The organism is Mesorhizobium sp. EU05-FHT14A09, from assembly GCF_058790995.1.
In genome coordinates, this window is sequence record NZ_JBYTDF010000002.1 from 225341 (window position 1) to 240111 (window position 14771).

The following is a 14771-nucleotide window of genomic DNA, read 5'->3' on the forward strand; positions in this document are numbered from 1 at the left end:
TTCCTATCCGCGTCGCGATCGGGTTCGCTTGCCCTGTAATGGCGGCGGTTCGACGCCGTGCCCTTTGTAGAGCGGCGATTCCAGATATCGCGCGATGGCGAAGCGCACGAGAACCGCGATGGCCGCTGCAGCCGGCACCGCGATCAAAAGACCGACAAAGCCGAACAGCGCGCCGAACGCGAACAGCGCAAACATCAGCCAGACCGGATGCAGGCCGACACTCTTGCCCACCAGCTTGGGCGACAGGATGTTGCCCTCGATGAACTGGCCAATGAAGAAAACCGCTGCGACCGCGACGATCATCGTCCAGTCCGGCCAGAACTGCACGATGGCGACACCGATCGCCAAAACCAGCCCAGTCAGCGAACCGACATAAGGAATGAAGGAGATCAGGCCGGCGAAGAGGCCGATGAGGATACCGAAATTCAGCCCCGTCAACGTCAGCCCAACCGCATACATGCCACCGAGCACCAGGCAGAGCGTGCCCTGCCCGCGAACAAAACCGGCGGTGGCGCTGTTGATATCGGCCGATATCTGCCGAACCGTCTCGACATGATCGCGCGGTACCCAGCTGTCTACGGTCGCCACCATGCGATCCCAGTCGAGCAGCATGTAGAAGGCAACCACCGGTGTCACCACGAACAGCGATGCCACCGAAACCAGCGCCATGCCGGAATTCCACAACGACTGGAAAACCGTGGTCACCAGACCCAGGCCGGAACTCAGCACCGAATTCAGCCCATCCTTGAGGCTGGCGGCGTTGACGCCGAAACGCTGCTCCAGCCATTTCGGGTCGAAATTGGTGACGAGAGCCTGCAGACGAGTGAGATAATCCGGCAGTTTTTCCGCAAACCCTGCCATCTGCGAGGCAAGCACCGGCACCAGGATGACAAAGGCAAGCACCAGGATGACGATGAAGGCAATCAGGATCACCACCGTCGCCATGACACGCGACAGGCCGAACCGTTCCAGCCGATCGGCAACAGGATCGAGGAAGTATGCCAGCACCATGCCCGCCACGAAGGGCAGCAGAATGTCGCTGAACAGATAGAGGAAGCCAATCAGGATGACGGCGCCGATCAGCCAGAACCGCAGCTGGCGCCGGAATGCGGCCGCGGCGGTTGCCTCGGCTGCGTCGTGATCAGGAAGTGCTGCCTTCGCCATTACCGCTCATATGCCTCAGCCAGGCCACGAGATAGGCCGCGGCCGAAGCCACGGTCAAGAGCCCCGCAAGCATTATCAAGGTGGTACGCAGCGGATCGAGATGCGTGGCGAAACTCAGTTCGGCCAGCACCACCGCCGCCAGGATGATCTGCACGGCAGTATTCGCCTTGGAGACGAACAGCGGCTTCACCTCCACCGGATGTCCCATGACCGACGACAGAACGACGGCGCAGATGATCAACCCATCGCGCGAAACCATGGCCACGACCAGCCAGAGCGGCAATTCTCCACTGATGCCCAGCACGATGAAGACCGACACGAGCAGCAGCTTGTCGGCGATCGGGTCGAGATAGGCTCCCAGCCTGGAATGTTGATTGAACTGACGTGCGATGAAGCCGTCGACGCCATCCGAGATGCCGGCGATGACAAAGCCGGCAAAAGCCCAGTCCCAGCGTGCCTGCAACATCGCCAGCACGACACCGGGAACCAGCAGCAAGCGCAGGATCGAGATCAGGTTGGGAATGGTAATGACCAACAGGCGACCCGTGTTTGTTTCCTGGCGATACATGGGGGAAGGCAGCGGGAACCGCAAGACATCCGGGAGAAGCGCCTCGCTATCCACGGAATTGTCGAGCGCAAGCACGCGAAAATCGCCATCGAAAGCTGCCGACCTTTCTCTGGCGGTTGCGGGGCCGGACTGTTCGTGCGAAGAGCCGCGTGACGCGCTAAGGTGGTGCCGGCCGTTGCGCCGGCCCAAGCAGGAAACAGCCATGAACGAACAAACCAACGGGCTCACCTATGCCGACGCCGGCGTTGATATCGACGCCGGAAACCGGATGGTTGAGAAGATCAAGCCGCTGGTGCGAGCCACCCGCCGACCGGGTGCCGATGGCGAAATAGGTGGTTTCGGCGGCCTTTTCGACCTCAAGGCGGCCGGCTTTACCGACCCGGTTCTGGTCGCGGCCAATGACGGCGTCGGCACCAAGCTCAAGATTGCGATCGACGCCGGCAAACATGATACGATCGGCATCGATCTCGTGGCCATGTGTGTCAACGACCTCGTTGTCCAAGGCGCCGAACCTCTGTTCTTCCTCGATTATTTCGCCACCGGCAAACTCGATCCCGATCAGGGCGTAGCGATCGTCGGCGGCATCGCCGAAGGCTGCCGTCAAGCCGGCTGCGCGCTGATTGGCGGTGAGACTGCTGAAATGCCGGGCATGTACCAGGAAAAGGACTACGATCTTGCCGGCTTTGCGGTGGGTGCCGCCGAGCGCGGCCAGCTTTTGCCTACCGACGATATCGTCGAAGGCGACGTCCTGCTTGGCCTGGCCTCCTCCGGTCCGCATTCCAACGGCTATTCGCTGATCCGCCGCATCGTCGCAGCAAGCGGCCTCTCCTGGGACGCCAAGGCGCCGTTCGCGCCCGGCCTGACCTTGGCCGAAGCGCTGCTCGAGCCAACCCGGATTTATGTGAAGTCGATCCTCAAGGCGATCCGCAACACCCATGGCATCAAGGCGCTTGCTCACATCACCGGCGGTGGTTTCCCCGACAATATCCCACGCGTTCTGCCCAAGGATTTCTCCGCCGAGCTCGATCTCGATGCCATTGACGTGCCCCCGGTGTTCTCATGGCTCGCCAAGACCGGCGGGGTTGCCCCGGCCGAAATGATGCGCACCTTCAACTGCGGCATCGGCATGATCATCGTGGTGGCCTCGGGTCAGGCAGCACAGGTGGCTGCCGTGCTGCAAGAAGCCGGAGAAACCGTCACGCCGATCGGCCGCATCGTGCCGCGCCGCGACACCGGGGTCATCTACCGGGGTTCGATCGGCCTATGACCATGCAACGCAAGCGCACGGCGATTTTGATTTCCGGCCGCGGCTCCAACATGACCGCTTTGATCGCCGCAGCCAGCGATCCGGATTTCCCTGCCGAGATCGTCGGCGTCATTTCCGACAAGGCCGATGCAGCGGGCCTTGGTATTGCCATCGCACGCGGCATCCCGACCAAGGTCGTCGCCCGCGCCGAGCATCCGAGCAAGGAAGCGCATGACGCGGCGATCGATGCAGCACTGGGTGGCTTCGGTGCCGAACTGGTGGCGCTGGCCGGCTATATGCGTCTGCTCACCACGCCATTCGTCGAGAGATGGCAGGGGAAGATGATCAACATCCACCCTGCGCTGCTGCCGTCCTTCAGAGGATTGGATACCCACCGCCGCGCGCTGGACGCAGGCATGCGGATCCATGGCTGCACGGTGCATTTCGTCACCCCCGCCATGGACGAAGGCCCGATCATCGCCCAGGCGGCGGTTCCCGTACTGGTAGGTGACAGCGAGAACAGCCTTGCGGCACGCGTGCTCAAGGCGGAGCATCATATCTATCCGATGGCCCTCAGGCTGGTGGCGGAAGGCAAAGCGCATATGCAGGACGGCCGCACCGTCTTATCCGGTTTCGTTGACAACGAAACCGCCGCCGTTGCCGTGGTCGCCGCGCCGAACCCGCTGCGCGCCAGCATCGATCTTGAGCAATTGGCACGCATCACGCCTTAGGCTGGAGCGTTTCCGTTTTTCACGAAAACGCAGGAACGCTCCTTTTTTGTTTCTACGCAATTTCGGACGGAAAACCGCTGCACACTTTTCCTGAAACTGCTCTAGGTTGCGGTCCGACCTTTCCGGAAAAGCGTCTCACAAGGACCACGTCATGAAACGGCTTCTTCTGCTGCGCCACGCCAAGTCGAGCTGGGACAATCCCGATCTGACCGACATCGAGCGCCCGCTGGCACCGCGCGGTATCGAGGCCGCGCTTCTGATCGGCCACACCATCGTACAACGCAACTGGCTGCCCGACCGAGCACTGGTTTCCGAGGCGGAACGGACCCGCGAAACCTGGAGGCTGGCCGCAGGCGAATGGCAATCGCGGCCGGAGCCAAATTTCTTGTTCGGCATCTACGAAGCGCCTGCCGAAGCAATCCTCGAGGAAATACAGCGCCAGGCTGAAGACTCTCAGACACTGCTCGTGCTCGGACACAACCCCGGTCTGGGCGACCTCGCCACCCTCCTGGCCGGACAAGCCTCGCCGGCCAAGTTGACGAAATCACTGAAGAAAAAATTCCCGACCGGCGCTCTGGCAGTCTTTGAGTTCGACGGCGAGTGGGTCGACCTCGGCAGCGGCGCAGCCATCCTCACCCACTTCCTGCGGCCGAAGGATCTCGGCTGAACAGCATCAATGCCTTCTTGAGCGCGCAAAACTGCTCAGCCGTTGCAAAACGAACGGCAGGGCAAGGATTGCCAAACAGCCCAGGAACCACACGAACACGATGAGAGGTCGGGCCACCGCGACTGCGGACGCAACAAGTTGTTCCAGCAATCCGCTGGCGCCTTGCACATTGACCTGATCGACGATGTTTTTACCGATGCCGATAGTGCCGATCGCGTCCTTGCCGCCCTGTAGAAGTGCACCCGTGTTTGCGGAAAGCCAGCCACCCAGCCCGTCGATGAGCCCGTAGGCCACCCAGGCAAACAGCGACCAGAGAAGAACGGCTCCGATCGCACCGAGGAAAACAAATTTCGACTGGACGACCTGGCTGGGCGTCGAATTGTTCGAGAACCTGCCGGCCAAACCAGGGACGGCATTTCGGCCGGCGCGTTCTTCGTCATACCCTGGACGTCCCCAGGTAAACTGTCCGGACGGTCCCTCATCATCGCGCCGCTTGTCGCGATATGTTCTGTCCCGGCGATCGTCTTCGTGGTCCTCAGCGTCGTCGTAGCGGCTATTTCTTCTTTCATGGCCGAAGCTCCCCAGAAGGGACGCAAGCCCGCTGCCGCGGCCTCCTGAATACCCGCCATGACCAGTCGAGCCATGACCTTTCTTGCCATTCTTGGAACCATGCCAGCCCATAGTCATCTCCTCAATCACAAGGACCAAAGATAGCTCCTCTAGTGGCTAGAGGAGCAAGGGTGGCGGTTAAAATGCCGCACAGGGGCCAGAGATAAGACCTAGTGAATGCTTTCTACCTGCGTGCAAGCTTCGCGTTCCATTTGCAGAGTGGTGTGGTGCAGGTCGTACTTTTCACGCAGCACCGCTTCGACACCACGGCGCACGGTCTCTGCATCGGCGCCCTCGCCCAGCACGGCATGCGCAGTCAACGAAAGCTTGCTCTGTGTGATGGCCCACAAATGCAGGTCATGCACCGAAGCAATACCGGGCACAGCTTTGATCGCGGTCTCGACCTCTGCCAATTTCATACCAGGTGGTACGCCTTCGAGCAGGATGTTGATGCATTCCTTGAGCAATACCCAGGTGCGCGGGAAAACCATGAAGCCGATGCCGACCGCAATCAGCGAATCCACCCACTGCCAGCCCGTGAGATAGATGATCACCGCACCTGCGATGACACCAATGGAGCCCAGCATGTCGGCCCAGACTTCGAGGTAGGCGCCTTTGACGTTGAGGCTCTTGTCGGCATGGCTGGTCAGAAGCCGCATCGAGATGAGGTTGACGGCAAGACCCATGATGGCAATCACCAGCATGCCGACAGAGGCGATTTCCTGGGTCTCGAAGAGCCGTTTGTAGGCCTCGTAGAGAATGTAGAACGCCACGGCGAGCAACAGCATGGCGTTGAAGGCCGCAGCCAGGATCTCGAAGCGGGCATACCCGTATGTCCGCAGAATATCAGCTTCGCGGCGGCCGAGCCGGATCGCGATCAAGGCGATCACCAGCGCCATCGCATCCGTTGCCATGTGCATGGCATCGGATATCAGCGCCAAACTGCCGGTAACGATGCCACCGACGACCTCGGCGATCAGGAATGTTCCGGTCAACCCAAGTGCTATCCACAGCCGCGAGGCCGGTGTGGTCTCCAGGTCGCCATGCTGATGATCGCCGCTCATCGAAATCTCCGGATGGATATGGCACAAGCTAATCCGATACAGGCACCGGTTGGAAGACACGCCATCGTGACTCTTGCCGCAATTCCCCGCGACGCTGTCTATGCCTCCGCCTGTGCGTCTGTCCCTGTTTTTTGCAGCAGGAAATCGATAACCGCGCGCACAGCAGGAAGCTGCCCACGCTTGTGCGGGGTCAGGATCGTTGTCATGACACGGCCGGCCGTCCAGTCCGGCAATACCCTTACCAGCCGCCCTTCCCTGATCGCCTCGGCGGAAACCAGGTCCGGCAGGCAGACGATGCCGAGCCCGACTTCGGCCGCCTTCAACAGCGGCACCGCTTCATCTGCGTGAAACCGCTGCCGTGGCGCGACCTCCACCGTATGGCCACGCGCATCGCTCAGGCGCCAGACCTTGGCTGTCATTGTACTCATCAGCCCGTCATGATCGCCCAGCGCTTCCGGCCTTGCCGGCTCACCGCGCTCAGCCAGGTAGGATGGCGCCGCCACGATCGTGATGGGGTTTTCGCTCATGCGCCGCTGCACCAGGTCGGAATCCGGCAGTGGTGCGAAATGGCTGCGGATGGCGATATCGAAACCATCCTGCACCAGATCGATGAAACGGTCCGTGACATGCAGTTGCACCGTCAGCTTGGGATATTGTCGCGCCAGCTCCGGCAGGCGATGCGCGAGCCGGAATTGTGCATTCGGCACCGAAGCGGTGATCCGCACGATACCACTCGGCTCCGCGAGGCGCCGTTGAACCACCGCTTCAGCCGCCTCCGCCTCGATCATCGCCGCACGGGCGTGATCGTAAACGTCGCGTCCCACATCCGTGAGTGTGAAATTACGTGAACTCCGGTGAAGCAGCTGCGCACCAAGCGCTACCTCCAGGGCTGCGACCCGCTTGCTCACCGTCGATTTCGGACAATTCAGACGCCGGGAGGCAGCAGCAAAACCGCCGCTTTCGACCGCTTGGGCGAAAAAATGGAGATCGTTGAGATTCAGCATCAAAGTCTACATGCATGGACATCAAGTCCGAAAATGACAGCCTACAGCTTAAAAGTCCATGCAGCTATATCCATCACATCAACGATGGAGAAACGAAATGACATCCGAACCAATCCTCACTTCCGGCTTCCCGCTCGGCTCGTCGGCGGGGCTCGTCACCGCCTTCGAATGGCTTGGCAAGCCTTATCGGCTCACCCGCGTGGACATGCTGGGGGAAATGCGCACCGAGGCCTACAAGCGCCTCAACGGCAGGCTGGAAACCCCGGTGCTGATAACGGATGAAGGCCGCGTGCTGACCGAGACGATGGCAATCGCACTCTGGCTGGAAGCGCGGGACCCCGAGCGCCGTATCACATTCGAGCCAGGCACCCCTGAAGCTGATCGACTGCATCAGTACATCGCATTCCTGAACACTGGTTTCACCGGAGCCTTCACACCGCTCTGGGTGGCATTGGAAGCCGATGACGCAACCGTGGAAGAACGCGAAACCTTGCGCAAATTCGGCCGTGGTTTCGTCGCCAAGCGCCATGAGCAGTTGGAGGCGATGGTTGGCGACAGCACCTACCTGCTCGGTGAAAAGCCGACGCTGGCCGATGCCGTGTTCGCAGGGGTCGCACGCTGGGTCGATTTCCACGAGGCGATCGACCCTCAAGATTATCCGCGCGTCCTGGCACTGCGTCAGCGCATCGAAGCCGACCCGGCCTTCCGCTTTGCCCTGGCGGTTGAGGATGGCAGGGCGGCTATCGGCAGCGGCGCGATGAAGGGGCTTTTCCCCCTCGCCGACGTATTGCGCGAGACCAGTTCAGCGCTGGCCGCTTGAACGGGTTAAAAAGAAATGCGCGCCATCGTCAGGTGGCGCGCATTTGCAAGAGATACTCACTGTGCGTGAGGGCCGTCGAGGCGCCGTGTCCAGTCTTCCACGCGATTGCTCTCAAGCCGACGCATGGCATGCCCTCGCCAGCCCTCTGCCAGAGGTTCCAGCGCCGCGATGCCGGCGAGTTCCGTTCGGTTGAGCGGATCGACATAGAAGGCTCGCCAGATGCGCCGCAATGTCCAGTCTTTCGACCGACGATCAAGGAGTACGAGGCGATCCTCCGGCGCAACGAGACCAGGTGCCAGCACACGATAGTACCAGCCCGTCCGGCCGGTGGATTGCACCTGCCGGGCCACATCTGGCCTGCCGAAGCGTTCGTTCAGCTTCCAGCACGGTTGACGCCCCTGACTGACCTCAACGACGGCTGCGCCCAACGCAAAAACATCGCCGACCGCCACGCTATCCTCGGTAAGGTTGGTGGTCGAGATGTTCTCGCCGAAGGCACCGGGGGCGACGAGCAGGGCGTGATCGCCGAAATCGCTCCGCCACGCGGCGTAGTGATCGAACGGATAGTGATGTACGGCCTTTTCCGTTCCGCCGTGCCGCACCATGTCGCCCTGACTATCGCCGGCGAACCCCGTTTCCGTCAGAGTGATCGGGCCTGCCACCGCCGATTTGGCAATGCCGCTTGGCGTGTTGCGCGCCCCGAGCAGCGCAACCCCGCCGATGCGCAGGCTGAGCAGCGGAACGCTTGTCATCGCTTGGCCTCTAGCCCCGACAGCCAGTCTGCCAGCAGCAATCGCGCTGCCTGGCCGAGGCGGGAACCGAATTGCATTGCATCCTGGCGCAGCCTGGCAGGATCGATACCGGCGGAGGAAAGTTCCGCGGCGTGGCCGACGAGCCAGCGCTCGAAGCGTGCATCCGTTTCAGCTTCGGGGTGGAACTGTAACCCCAGCACCGAATGCCCGATTGAAAAGGCCTGCTGCTCGACAAGCGCCGAGGTCGCCAGATTGGCCGCAGTTTCCGGCAGCGTATAGGTATCGCCGTGCCAGTGCAGCACCGCGACGCCAGACAGATGCCGGAGCGGGCTTGCCTTGCCGGCCTCCGTGAGGATCAGTTCGGAAAACCCGATCTCCTTGAGGCCCGTTGGGAAAACCCGGGCTCCGAGTGCTGTCGCGATCAGCTGCGCCCCAAGACAAATACCCAAAGTTGGTCGCTCTTCAGCAAGACGCGCCGCGATGAAGGCACGCTCCTTGGCGAGAAACGGATAGGCCTCGTCTTCATAGACTCCTATCGGACCACCGAGAACGACCAGTAGATCCGCTGCGGCTGGATCGCCAGCGCAGAAGTCCGTGTCGCCAATGTCGCTGTAGCGGATGTCATAGCCCGCCGCTTGCAAGGGCTCACGAAAGGCGCCGAGGTCTTCGAAATGGACATGGCGCAGGATAAGGGCGTTTTTTGTCATCAGAATCTCATTGGGTGCATGAAGTGGGCGTGGCGCAAAGCGCCAACGGCTATCTCAACCAGAGCCTTGGGAAGACGATCCGGGAAGCTTGGCTGCAATCGCCATGGCGATGCGGGCGCCTACGACGATGTCGTCCTCGACACCAAAGACCCGATGCAGCATCGCCCCGTCGCGACCGATCAGCACGGAAGACGGAGTGCCTTGCAGACCATAGCGCTGCATCGTCACGGGAATGTCCACCCCCTCCTCCGCAAGGTCGACGCCGACGGGGGACTTGAGACGGTATTCGTGCAGGAATGCCTGCAACGTCACCGGCGTCATGGCCGCATGATGTTCGAAGACGGTGTGCAGCCCGATGATTTGCAGATCGCTATCGCCGAATATCTTTTCGATGCGGCGGACCTGCGGGATCGCCTGAGCGACGCAACCCGGACACAGAAGCTGGAAGCTGTGCAGGAAGATCGGACGACCGCGTAGGCCAGCCAGCGACAGCCGGACCGGTGTGTTGAACCACTGACTGACGGCAAGCTCCGGGGCGAGCGACACATCATGCGCGGCCATCGTCGCCTCCATGACGGACGGTCGAACTCAGCATGTCTGTTTTCGTTGCATTGATTGGGTCGAGCGGCATAATCCTCGCCATGTTCTTTCCTTTCATTTGCCTGGAGGGGAGGAACTGCCGGTTCGGCGATGGCAGTCGCCGGACCGGCGCAGCTCATTCAGCCGGCAGCACCTTGCCGGGCAGGCTCAGATCGCCGGAGGCGACCTTGAAGACGTCGCTGACACAGAGCAGCGGCGCGTGCAGATTGCCGTTGACTTTGAGGCCGGCGGTCACGCCGTCATAGGACGTACCGGCAATGCCGCCGATCAGCGACAGCGGTATTTCAACGGCAACAGTCTCGCCCGAGAAGGTCGTCGGATAGTGCGGACTGTCGATCAGAAGCGGCACGCCGGGCCAGGTCGCCGGGACCTTGGGCTTGGCGCCCTCGGGAATATCGACAACCTTGAGCCCAGCTCCGCAGGCCTTGTCCTTTGCGAGCACAACCCAATGTGGATGCCAGACGTGGCGGTTCTTGCCGCCATTGGCGGCATCGTCGAAATCGGGATGGAAGGTTACGGCGAGCGCAACGATGCCCTGCCCCTTGTCGAAACCGATTGCACCGCTGTCCAGGCTGGTGGGCCAGACATAAGCATAGACGCTGGACCCTTCGAACTTTCCGGTTGCATCTGGCTTGTCCTTGCCGGCTTCACCACGGACGCGTGTGGTGAAGACAGCGTTGTCGCCCTTGGTTACGATCGACGTCTCGATGATGTCGAAAGAGGCAACTACCGCGTCAACCGGCCTCGCCTCGATGGAATGTGCGGAAGCCGCCGATAGCCAAAGCAACGCCGTTCCGGTGACGAACGCACCGGTCGCGAATTTCACAAACATGATACTGGTTCCTTCTCGCCTGGAGGGGTCAACTATCCCGTTTGAAAAGCGTCCCAGGTGGCAGCCCGGGACGAGGGATCGGCTTCACTGTGATCGCGGCAATCGATCCGGAGTTCGTGCTGACCGAAGGCTGCGTCGACGAACTTGCAGTGATGAGGGCGTGCTGCATCGGCGTGGACGAAAGGCGCGAAATAGCGACAGGACACACACATGCGCTGAACGGGGATTGCATCCGTCTCCTGAAGGTGACGGATCATCTTTATCAGTATTAGCAAGAGATCTTCACGCTCCCCGACATCGAGAGCCACCAGCGCCTGTCCGGTGAGGCTGTCTTTCTGGCTCGCCTGCGCGATGGCGGCATGGCCGCCAGCCGTCAGCACCACACGCACGGCACGCTTGTCGGCCGCCTCCGGGCGCTTCGCGACACAGCCCTTTCGTTCCAGCGCATTGAGCGAATCGGTAGTCGTTGGCTGGGAAACCCCCAGATGGGCAGCGATTTCCTTTACCGCCAGCCCATCCGCTCCCCTACCTGCCAGCAACCCGAGAATAGCGAGCTGTGTTGGATTGAGGCCGGTTGCCTTGGCCCTGTTCCAGTCATCGATGCGTTGAACCATCGCGACTCGCGAAAGGCCCTCTCCAATACGGGCCTCAAGCGAGGGGGGATCCGGCTGCGTTGTCATCCAACAAGAAATATAGGATTCCTATGTATATGCAATACGGAATTGCTCGGCCTCGACCAGCGGTGCTGCGTCACCGGCATTCAGTGCCATCCTCGGAATAAGGACGGCGAACAAGATGCTGCCCGTGGGAAGTGCAGCGGCGGTGCGCACGACCTCTTTTGATAGCGCGCCCGAGCACTGATGCGGCATTTCGAACTGTCACCGCCCTAGAACCGGATAGTCGGTGTAGCCGTGCGCATCGCCACCGTAGAAGGTGGTCCGATCCGCCTCGTTAAACGCCGCACCATTCTTGTAGCGCTCGATGAAATCCGGGTTTGCCAGCGCCCAACGACCGATCGGCAAGACATCTGCCTGTCCCGTGCGCAGATCATCTTCGAGATTTTCCAGCGTCCGTCCTGAGCGCAGGAACAACAATGGGCGCGACCAACGCGCACGGATATCCTCGGCAAGTGTTTCATCACCAGTATGCAGGACATGCAGATAGGCAAGGCCCAGCCTGTCGAGTTCTGATGCGACATGACGATAAAGATCCGCTGCCTGCTCCCCCTCCACCAGGCCACCGATCGGCGCCGAGGGAGAGATCCGCAACCCGACACGCTGCGGACCGATTGCATCGGCAACCGCAGCAGCCACTTCTACGCCGAACCGGGCCCTGTTTTCGATCGATCCGCCATAGGCATCGATGCGATGGTTGGCGTTCGGCGCAAAGAACTGATGGATGAGGTAACCGTTTGCCCCATGGATTTCGACGCCATCCGCTCCGGCATCGACCGCGCGTCTGGCAGCGAAAACAAACTCATCCGTCGTTCTCTTGATGTCGTCCTCGGTCATGGCGCGCGGGATCGGCGCATCCTGCATGCCGGCGACAGTGAACATTTGTAGACCCGGTGCGACCGCAGACGGCGCAATCGGCTGACGATGATGCGGCGTGTTGTCGGGATGCGACATGCGGCCGACATGCATCAGCTGTATGAACATCTTGGCTCCGGCATCATGGACGGCAGCCGTTACCCTCTTCCAGCCCTCGACATGCGCGTCGGTGTAGATTCCTGGCGTCGTGACATAACCCTGCCCGTCGTCGGATGGCTGCGTGCCTTCGCTCACGATCAGGCCAAACGAAGCACGCTGGGCATAGTATTCAGCGGCAAGATCACCGGGCGTACCATCAGCCTTGGCGCGGCTGCGCGTCATGGGCGCCATCGCCAGCCGATGCGGCAGCATCATGCCGCCAATCGAGATTGGTTTCCAAAGATCGCTCATCTTGTATCGTCCTCTGCGCTCAAACTCCGGGCATCCCGCTTTGACCGAACGCACAAACGCGCAGCCAGAAGAGAGATGAAACCTTTTGACGGACCGATTTTGGTACGATCCTTGACCCTGTCTGGCGAAAACTCTTCAGTCGAATGTTCATCTTCTGCCATTGCCAGTCAGCATGCAGCGAAGATAGCTTCGGCATGATCGGAGCATTAGCGGGTCGAAACGGCACCAATCGTGCCATTTCCGGAACGAAAATCATGGATATCTCCAAATTGTCGGACTTCAACACGGTCGCGCTGTACGGAGGGTTCAGCGCCGCCAGCCGCGCCAGCGGCATTCCGAAGACCACGCTTTCACGACGATTGAGCGAACTGGAAGAGGAGCTCGGCGTGCGTCTTATCGAGCGTGGCACGCGCGCCTTGCGCCTCACCGAAGAAGGTCAATTGCTGCGCGACCGCACCGCACATCTGATTGACGAACTCGCTGAAGCTGGCGAAGAAGTCGCTGGGCATGCCGGTCGCCCGCGAGGCAGGCTGCGTGTCAGCGTTCCAGGCCTGTTCGCGCATACGGCATTCGGCAGGATCGTCGCGAAGTTCATCACTACCTATCCCGACGTTCTTGTCGAAGTTTCAGTGGACGACCACTTCGTCGATCCGATCGCGGATGAATTCGATATTGTCGTCCGAGCGAATCCTGAACCGACCACGGATCTGGTCGGCCAGTGCTTCCTGCGAGACGATCTGGTTTTCGCCGCACCACCACAACTGCGTGTTCCCGAAGGGGATGGCTCAAGCGTACCGGCGGTGACGATCACCGCTGCACGCGACACGACCGAATGGACAATCAACCACAATGGCGAGACGAGGATCTTGCGACCGCGAACCGTATTGCGCTGTTCGTCGATGCTTCTTGTCTACAATGCCGTGCTGGCCGGCGCCGGCGTGGCTGTCATGCCACGCTGGCTGGCGGAACCCGACTTCAGGACCGGCACGCTTGCCAATTGGGGAACGGTACCTGAACGGCGGATAGATGCCTGGGCCCTCCATACGTCGCGGCATCTGACCAGTCCGAAGGTGAAGGCCTTCGTGGCGATGTTGATCGCCGCCTATGATCCGGCGCTCAGGGCAGACACGACATTTCCCGGCTATCTCGCCGAACGACCATTCACGCGATAGCCCCCAGCCGGTTCAGGCTGCGGTGATGCCGCCGTCATGAGCGATGATCTGACCCGTGAGGTAGGAAGAGGCGTCGCTCGCCAGATAGAGGAGCAGTCCGACAAGGTTGTCCGGCCGGCCAGTGTGTCCCATCGGCACTGAGCTCTCCATGAAATCGGCGAAACGCCGATATGCCTCGGTGCTGATCTTGCCTTCGGCTTCGCGGCCAAGTTTCGTACCGAGGTGCCAGCCAGGTGCAATCGCGTTGGCGCGTATGTTTTCCCTGGCGTACTCGATGGCGAGCTGGCGGGTGAAGCCGATAACGCCGGCCTTGCTGGTGGCATATGGAATGGCCGTCACCGGAAAATCCGGATAGACCCCGACAAGGGCGAGATAAGAGCTGAGATTGATGATCGAACCGCGGCCGCTGCCGATCAGTTCCGGCAACAGCGCTTTGGTCATCAGGAACATGCCGCGCAGATTGATGGTGATGGCGCGGTCCCACGCGTCGACGCTGACATCGAGCAAGCGCGCGGGCGGTGTCGCTATGCCGGCATTGTTGACGAGGATATCGAGTTTTCCACCGCTCCAGTCGAGAATCCTGCCGGCCGCTACTGCGACCTGTTCTTCTCGGGCCAGATCGGCCGAAACAGAAAATCCTCTTTCGCCGAGCGCCTGCATGGTTTCGGTTGCGGGATCGCGGTCGACGACCGCGATCTTTGCGCCGGCTTCAGCCAACGCCAGCGCAAAAGCCTGGCCAAGCCCTGCCGCACCACCGGTTACCACCGCCGTGCGCCCATCCAGCCTGAAACGATCGAGTACCATGCCGTACACCTTCTGCCGTGCAGCCGTCCACCAAGGCGGGCGGTGCTGTTGTCGTCGCAGAAGATTACGGCGGACCAGCAGCCTGGATTAG

The 14771-nt window shown here is 61.0% G+C and carries 18 protein-coding genes; 5 read left to right on the top strand and 13 right to left on the bottom strand.

Annotation, left to right across the window (positions count from 1 at the left end):
- Positions 1-3: 3 nt before the first annotated feature.
- A complete protein-coding gene (locus AC3WTO_RS08445; RefSeq protein WP_492460258.1) occupies positions 4-1164 on the bottom strand; it encodes an AI-2E family transporter in 1161 nt (386 codons plus the stop codon).
- Entirely contained in the window at positions 1142-1693 is a 552-nt protein-coding gene (locus tag AC3WTO_RS08450) for a CDP-alcohol phosphatidyltransferase family protein (protein WP_492460835.1), read from the bottom strand. Before AC3WTO_RS08450 ends, AC3WTO_RS08445 begins: the two co-directional genes overlap by 23 nt.
- 241 nt (positions 1694-1934) lie before the next feature.
- On the opposite strand from AC3WTO_RS08450, the gene purM reads away from it, so the two are divergent.
- The 3 genes from purM to AC3WTO_RS08465 all read left to right on the top strand — a co-directional run bounded on the left by purM (position 1935) and on the right by AC3WTO_RS08465 (position 4376).
- Complete coding sequence (purM, locus tag AC3WTO_RS08455; RefSeq protein ID WP_492460259.1) at positions 1935-2999, top strand: phosphoribosylformylglycinamidine cyclo-ligase; 1065 nt, start codon at positions 1935-1937, stop codon at positions 2997-2999.
- On the top strand, positions 2996-3709 hold the full coding sequence (purN, locus tag AC3WTO_RS08460; protein WP_492460260.1) for a phosphoribosylglycinamide formyltransferase: 714 nt from the start codon (positions 2996-2998) through the stop codon (positions 3707-3709). The genes purM and purN overlap by 4 nt, the downstream gene beginning before the upstream one ends.
- A gap of 151 nt (positions 3710-3860) precedes the next feature.
- The gene (locus AC3WTO_RS08465; RefSeq protein WP_492460261.1) at positions 3861-4376 is read left to right on the top strand and encodes a SixA phosphatase family protein; all 516 of its coding nucleotides are present in this window, start codon (positions 3861-3863) and stop codon (positions 4374-4376) included.
- A gap of 6 nt (positions 4377-4382) precedes the next feature.
- On the opposite strand, the gene AC3WTO_RS08470 is transcribed toward AC3WTO_RS08465, so the two are convergent.
- From AC3WTO_RS08470 to AC3WTO_RS08480, 3 genes are all read right to left on the bottom strand, one after another.
- A complete protein-coding gene (locus tag AC3WTO_RS08470) occupies positions 4383-5057 on the bottom strand; it encodes a hypothetical protein (RefSeq protein WP_492460262.1) in 675 nt (224 codons plus the stop codon).
- A gap of 98 nt (positions 5058-5155) precedes the next feature.
- Complete coding sequence (locus AC3WTO_RS08475; protein WP_492460263.1) at positions 5156-6049, bottom strand: cation diffusion facilitator family transporter; 894 nt, start codon at positions 6047-6049, stop codon at positions 5156-5158.
- 98 nt (positions 6050-6147) lie between these two features.
- The gene (locus AC3WTO_RS08480) at positions 6148-7053 is read right to left on the bottom strand and encodes a LysR family transcriptional regulator (protein ID WP_492460264.1); all 906 of its coding nucleotides are present in this window, start codon (positions 7051-7053) and stop codon (positions 6148-6150) included.
- A 97-nt stretch (positions 7054-7150) separates the two neighbouring features.
- Between AC3WTO_RS08480 and AC3WTO_RS08485 the strand changes: the two genes are divergently transcribed.
- Entirely contained in the window at positions 7151-7873 is a 723-nt protein-coding gene (locus AC3WTO_RS08485) for a glutathione S-transferase family protein (RefSeq protein ID WP_492460265.1), read from the top strand.
- Between the two features lie 56 nt (positions 7874-7929).
- On the opposite strand, the gene AC3WTO_RS08490 is transcribed toward AC3WTO_RS08485, so the two are convergent.
- The 7 genes from AC3WTO_RS08490 to AC3WTO_RS08520 form a co-directional block, all read right to left on the bottom strand.
- A complete protein-coding gene (locus AC3WTO_RS08490; protein ID WP_492460267.1) occupies positions 7930-8625 on the bottom strand; it encodes an MOSC domain-containing protein in 696 nt (231 codons plus the stop codon).
- Positions 8622-9332 (bottom strand): glutamine amidotransferase, encoded by a 711-nt coding sequence (locus AC3WTO_RS08495; RefSeq protein ID WP_492460268.1) that lies wholly within the window; start codon positions 9330-9332, stop codon positions 8622-8624. The genes AC3WTO_RS08490 and AC3WTO_RS08495 overlap by 4 nt, the downstream gene beginning before the upstream one ends.
- A 54-nt stretch (positions 9333-9386) precedes the next feature.
- A complete protein-coding gene (locus AC3WTO_RS08500) occupies positions 9387-9893 on the bottom strand; it encodes a thioredoxin domain-containing protein (RefSeq protein ID WP_492460269.1) in 507 nt (168 codons plus the stop codon).
- Positions 9894-10047: 154 nt separating this feature from the next.
- Positions 10048-10764: a hypothetical protein gene (locus tag AC3WTO_RS08505; protein ID WP_492460270.1), complete on the bottom strand. Its 717-nt coding sequence runs from the start codon at positions 10762-10764 to the stop codon at positions 10048-10050.
- Between the two features lie 32 nt (positions 10765-10796).
- Positions 10797-11378: a MarR family winged helix-turn-helix transcriptional regulator gene (locus AC3WTO_RS08510; RefSeq protein ID WP_492460271.1), complete on the bottom strand. Its 582-nt coding sequence runs from the start codon at positions 11376-11378 to the stop codon at positions 10797-10799.
- Between the two features lie 264 nt (positions 11379-11642).
- Positions 11643-12704 (bottom strand): alkene reductase, encoded by a 1062-nt coding sequence (locus AC3WTO_RS08515; protein WP_492460272.1) that lies wholly within the window; start codon positions 12702-12704, stop codon positions 11643-11645.
- A 19-nt stretch (positions 12705-12723) separates the two neighbouring features.
- A complete protein-coding gene (locus AC3WTO_RS08520) occupies positions 12724-12960 on the bottom strand; it encodes a hypothetical protein (protein WP_492460273.1) in 237 nt (78 codons plus the stop codon).
- Between AC3WTO_RS08520 and AC3WTO_RS08525 the strand changes: the two genes are divergently transcribed.
- Positions 12959-13876: a LysR family transcriptional regulator gene (locus tag AC3WTO_RS08525; protein WP_492460274.1), complete on the top strand. Its 918-nt coding sequence runs from the start codon at positions 12959-12961 to the stop codon at positions 13874-13876. The genes AC3WTO_RS08520 and AC3WTO_RS08525 overlap by 2 nt on opposite strands.
- A 12-nt stretch (positions 13877-13888) precedes the next feature.
- On the opposite strand, the gene AC3WTO_RS08530 is transcribed toward AC3WTO_RS08525, so the two are convergent.
- Complete coding sequence (locus tag AC3WTO_RS08530; protein WP_492460275.1) at positions 13889-14680, bottom strand: SDR family NAD(P)-dependent oxidoreductase; 792 nt, start codon at positions 14678-14680, stop codon at positions 13889-13891.
- Positions 14681-14771: the final 91 nt, after the last annotated feature.

Excerpts from the sequence above, each read along its gene's own strand:
- AC3WTO_RS08465 (WP_492460261.1), top strand. The coding sequence starts at position 3,861 with ATGAAACGGCTTCTTCTGCTGCGCCACGCCAAGTCGAGCTGGGACAAT.
- AC3WTO_RS08525 (WP_492460274.1), top strand. The coding sequence starts at position 12,959 with ATGGATATCTCCAAATTGTCGGACTTCAACACGGTCGCGCTGTACGGA.
- purM (WP_492460259.1), top strand. The coding sequence starts at position 1,935 with ATGAACGAACAAACCAACGGGCTCACCTATGCCGACGCCGGCGTTGAT.
- AC3WTO_RS08485 (WP_492460265.1), top strand. The coding sequence starts at position 7,151 with ATGACATCCGAACCAATCCTCACTTCCGGCTTCCCGCTCGGCTCGTCG.
- AC3WTO_RS08505 (WP_492460270.1), bottom strand. The coding sequence starts at position 10,764 with ATGTTTGTGAAATTCGCGACCGGTGCGTTCGTCACCGGAACGGCGTTG.
- AC3WTO_RS08480 (WP_492460264.1), bottom strand. The coding sequence starts at position 7,053 with ATGCTGAATCTCAACGATCTCCATTTTTTCGCCCAAGCGGTCGAAAGC.
- AC3WTO_RS08475 (WP_492460263.1), bottom strand. The coding sequence starts at position 6,049 with ATGAGCGGCGATCATCAGCATGGCGACCTGGAGACCACACCGGCCTCG.
- AC3WTO_RS08470 (WP_492460262.1), bottom strand. The coding sequence starts at position 5,057 with ATGGGCTGGCATGGTTCCAAGAATGGCAAGAAAGGTCATGGCTCGACT.
- purN (WP_492460260.1), top strand. The coding sequence starts at position 2,996 with ATGACCATGCAACGCAAGCGCACGGCGATTTTGATTTCCGGCCGCGGC.
- AC3WTO_RS08530 (WP_492460275.1), bottom strand. The coding sequence starts at position 14,680 with ATGGTACTCGATCGTTTCAGGCTGGATGGGCGCACGGCGGTGGTAACC.
- AC3WTO_RS08500 (WP_492460269.1), bottom strand. The coding sequence starts at position 9,893 with ATGGCCGCGCATGATGTGTCGCTCGCCCCGGAGCTTGCCGTCAGTCAG.
- AC3WTO_RS08445 (WP_492460258.1), bottom strand. The coding sequence starts at position 1,164 with ATGGCGAAGGCAGCACTTCCTGATCACGACGCAGCCGAGGCAACCGCC.
- AC3WTO_RS08495 (WP_492460268.1), bottom strand. The coding sequence starts at position 9,332 with ATGACAAAAAACGCCCTTATCCTGCGCCATGTCCATTTCGAAGACCTC.
- AC3WTO_RS08510 (WP_492460271.1), bottom strand. The coding sequence starts at position 11,378 with ATGGTTCAACGCATCGATGACTGGAACAGGGCCAAGGCAACCGGCCTC.
- AC3WTO_RS08520 (WP_492460273.1), bottom strand. The coding sequence starts at position 12,960 with ATGATTTTCGTTCCGGAAATGGCACGATTGGTGCCGTTTCGACCCGCT.
- AC3WTO_RS08490 (WP_492460267.1), bottom strand. The coding sequence starts at position 8,625 with ATGACAAGCGTTCCGCTGCTCAGCCTGCGCATCGGCGGGGTTGCGCTG.
- AC3WTO_RS08515 (WP_492460272.1), bottom strand. The coding sequence starts at position 12,704 with ATGAGCGATCTTTGGAAACCAATCTCGATTGGCGGCATGATGCTGCCG.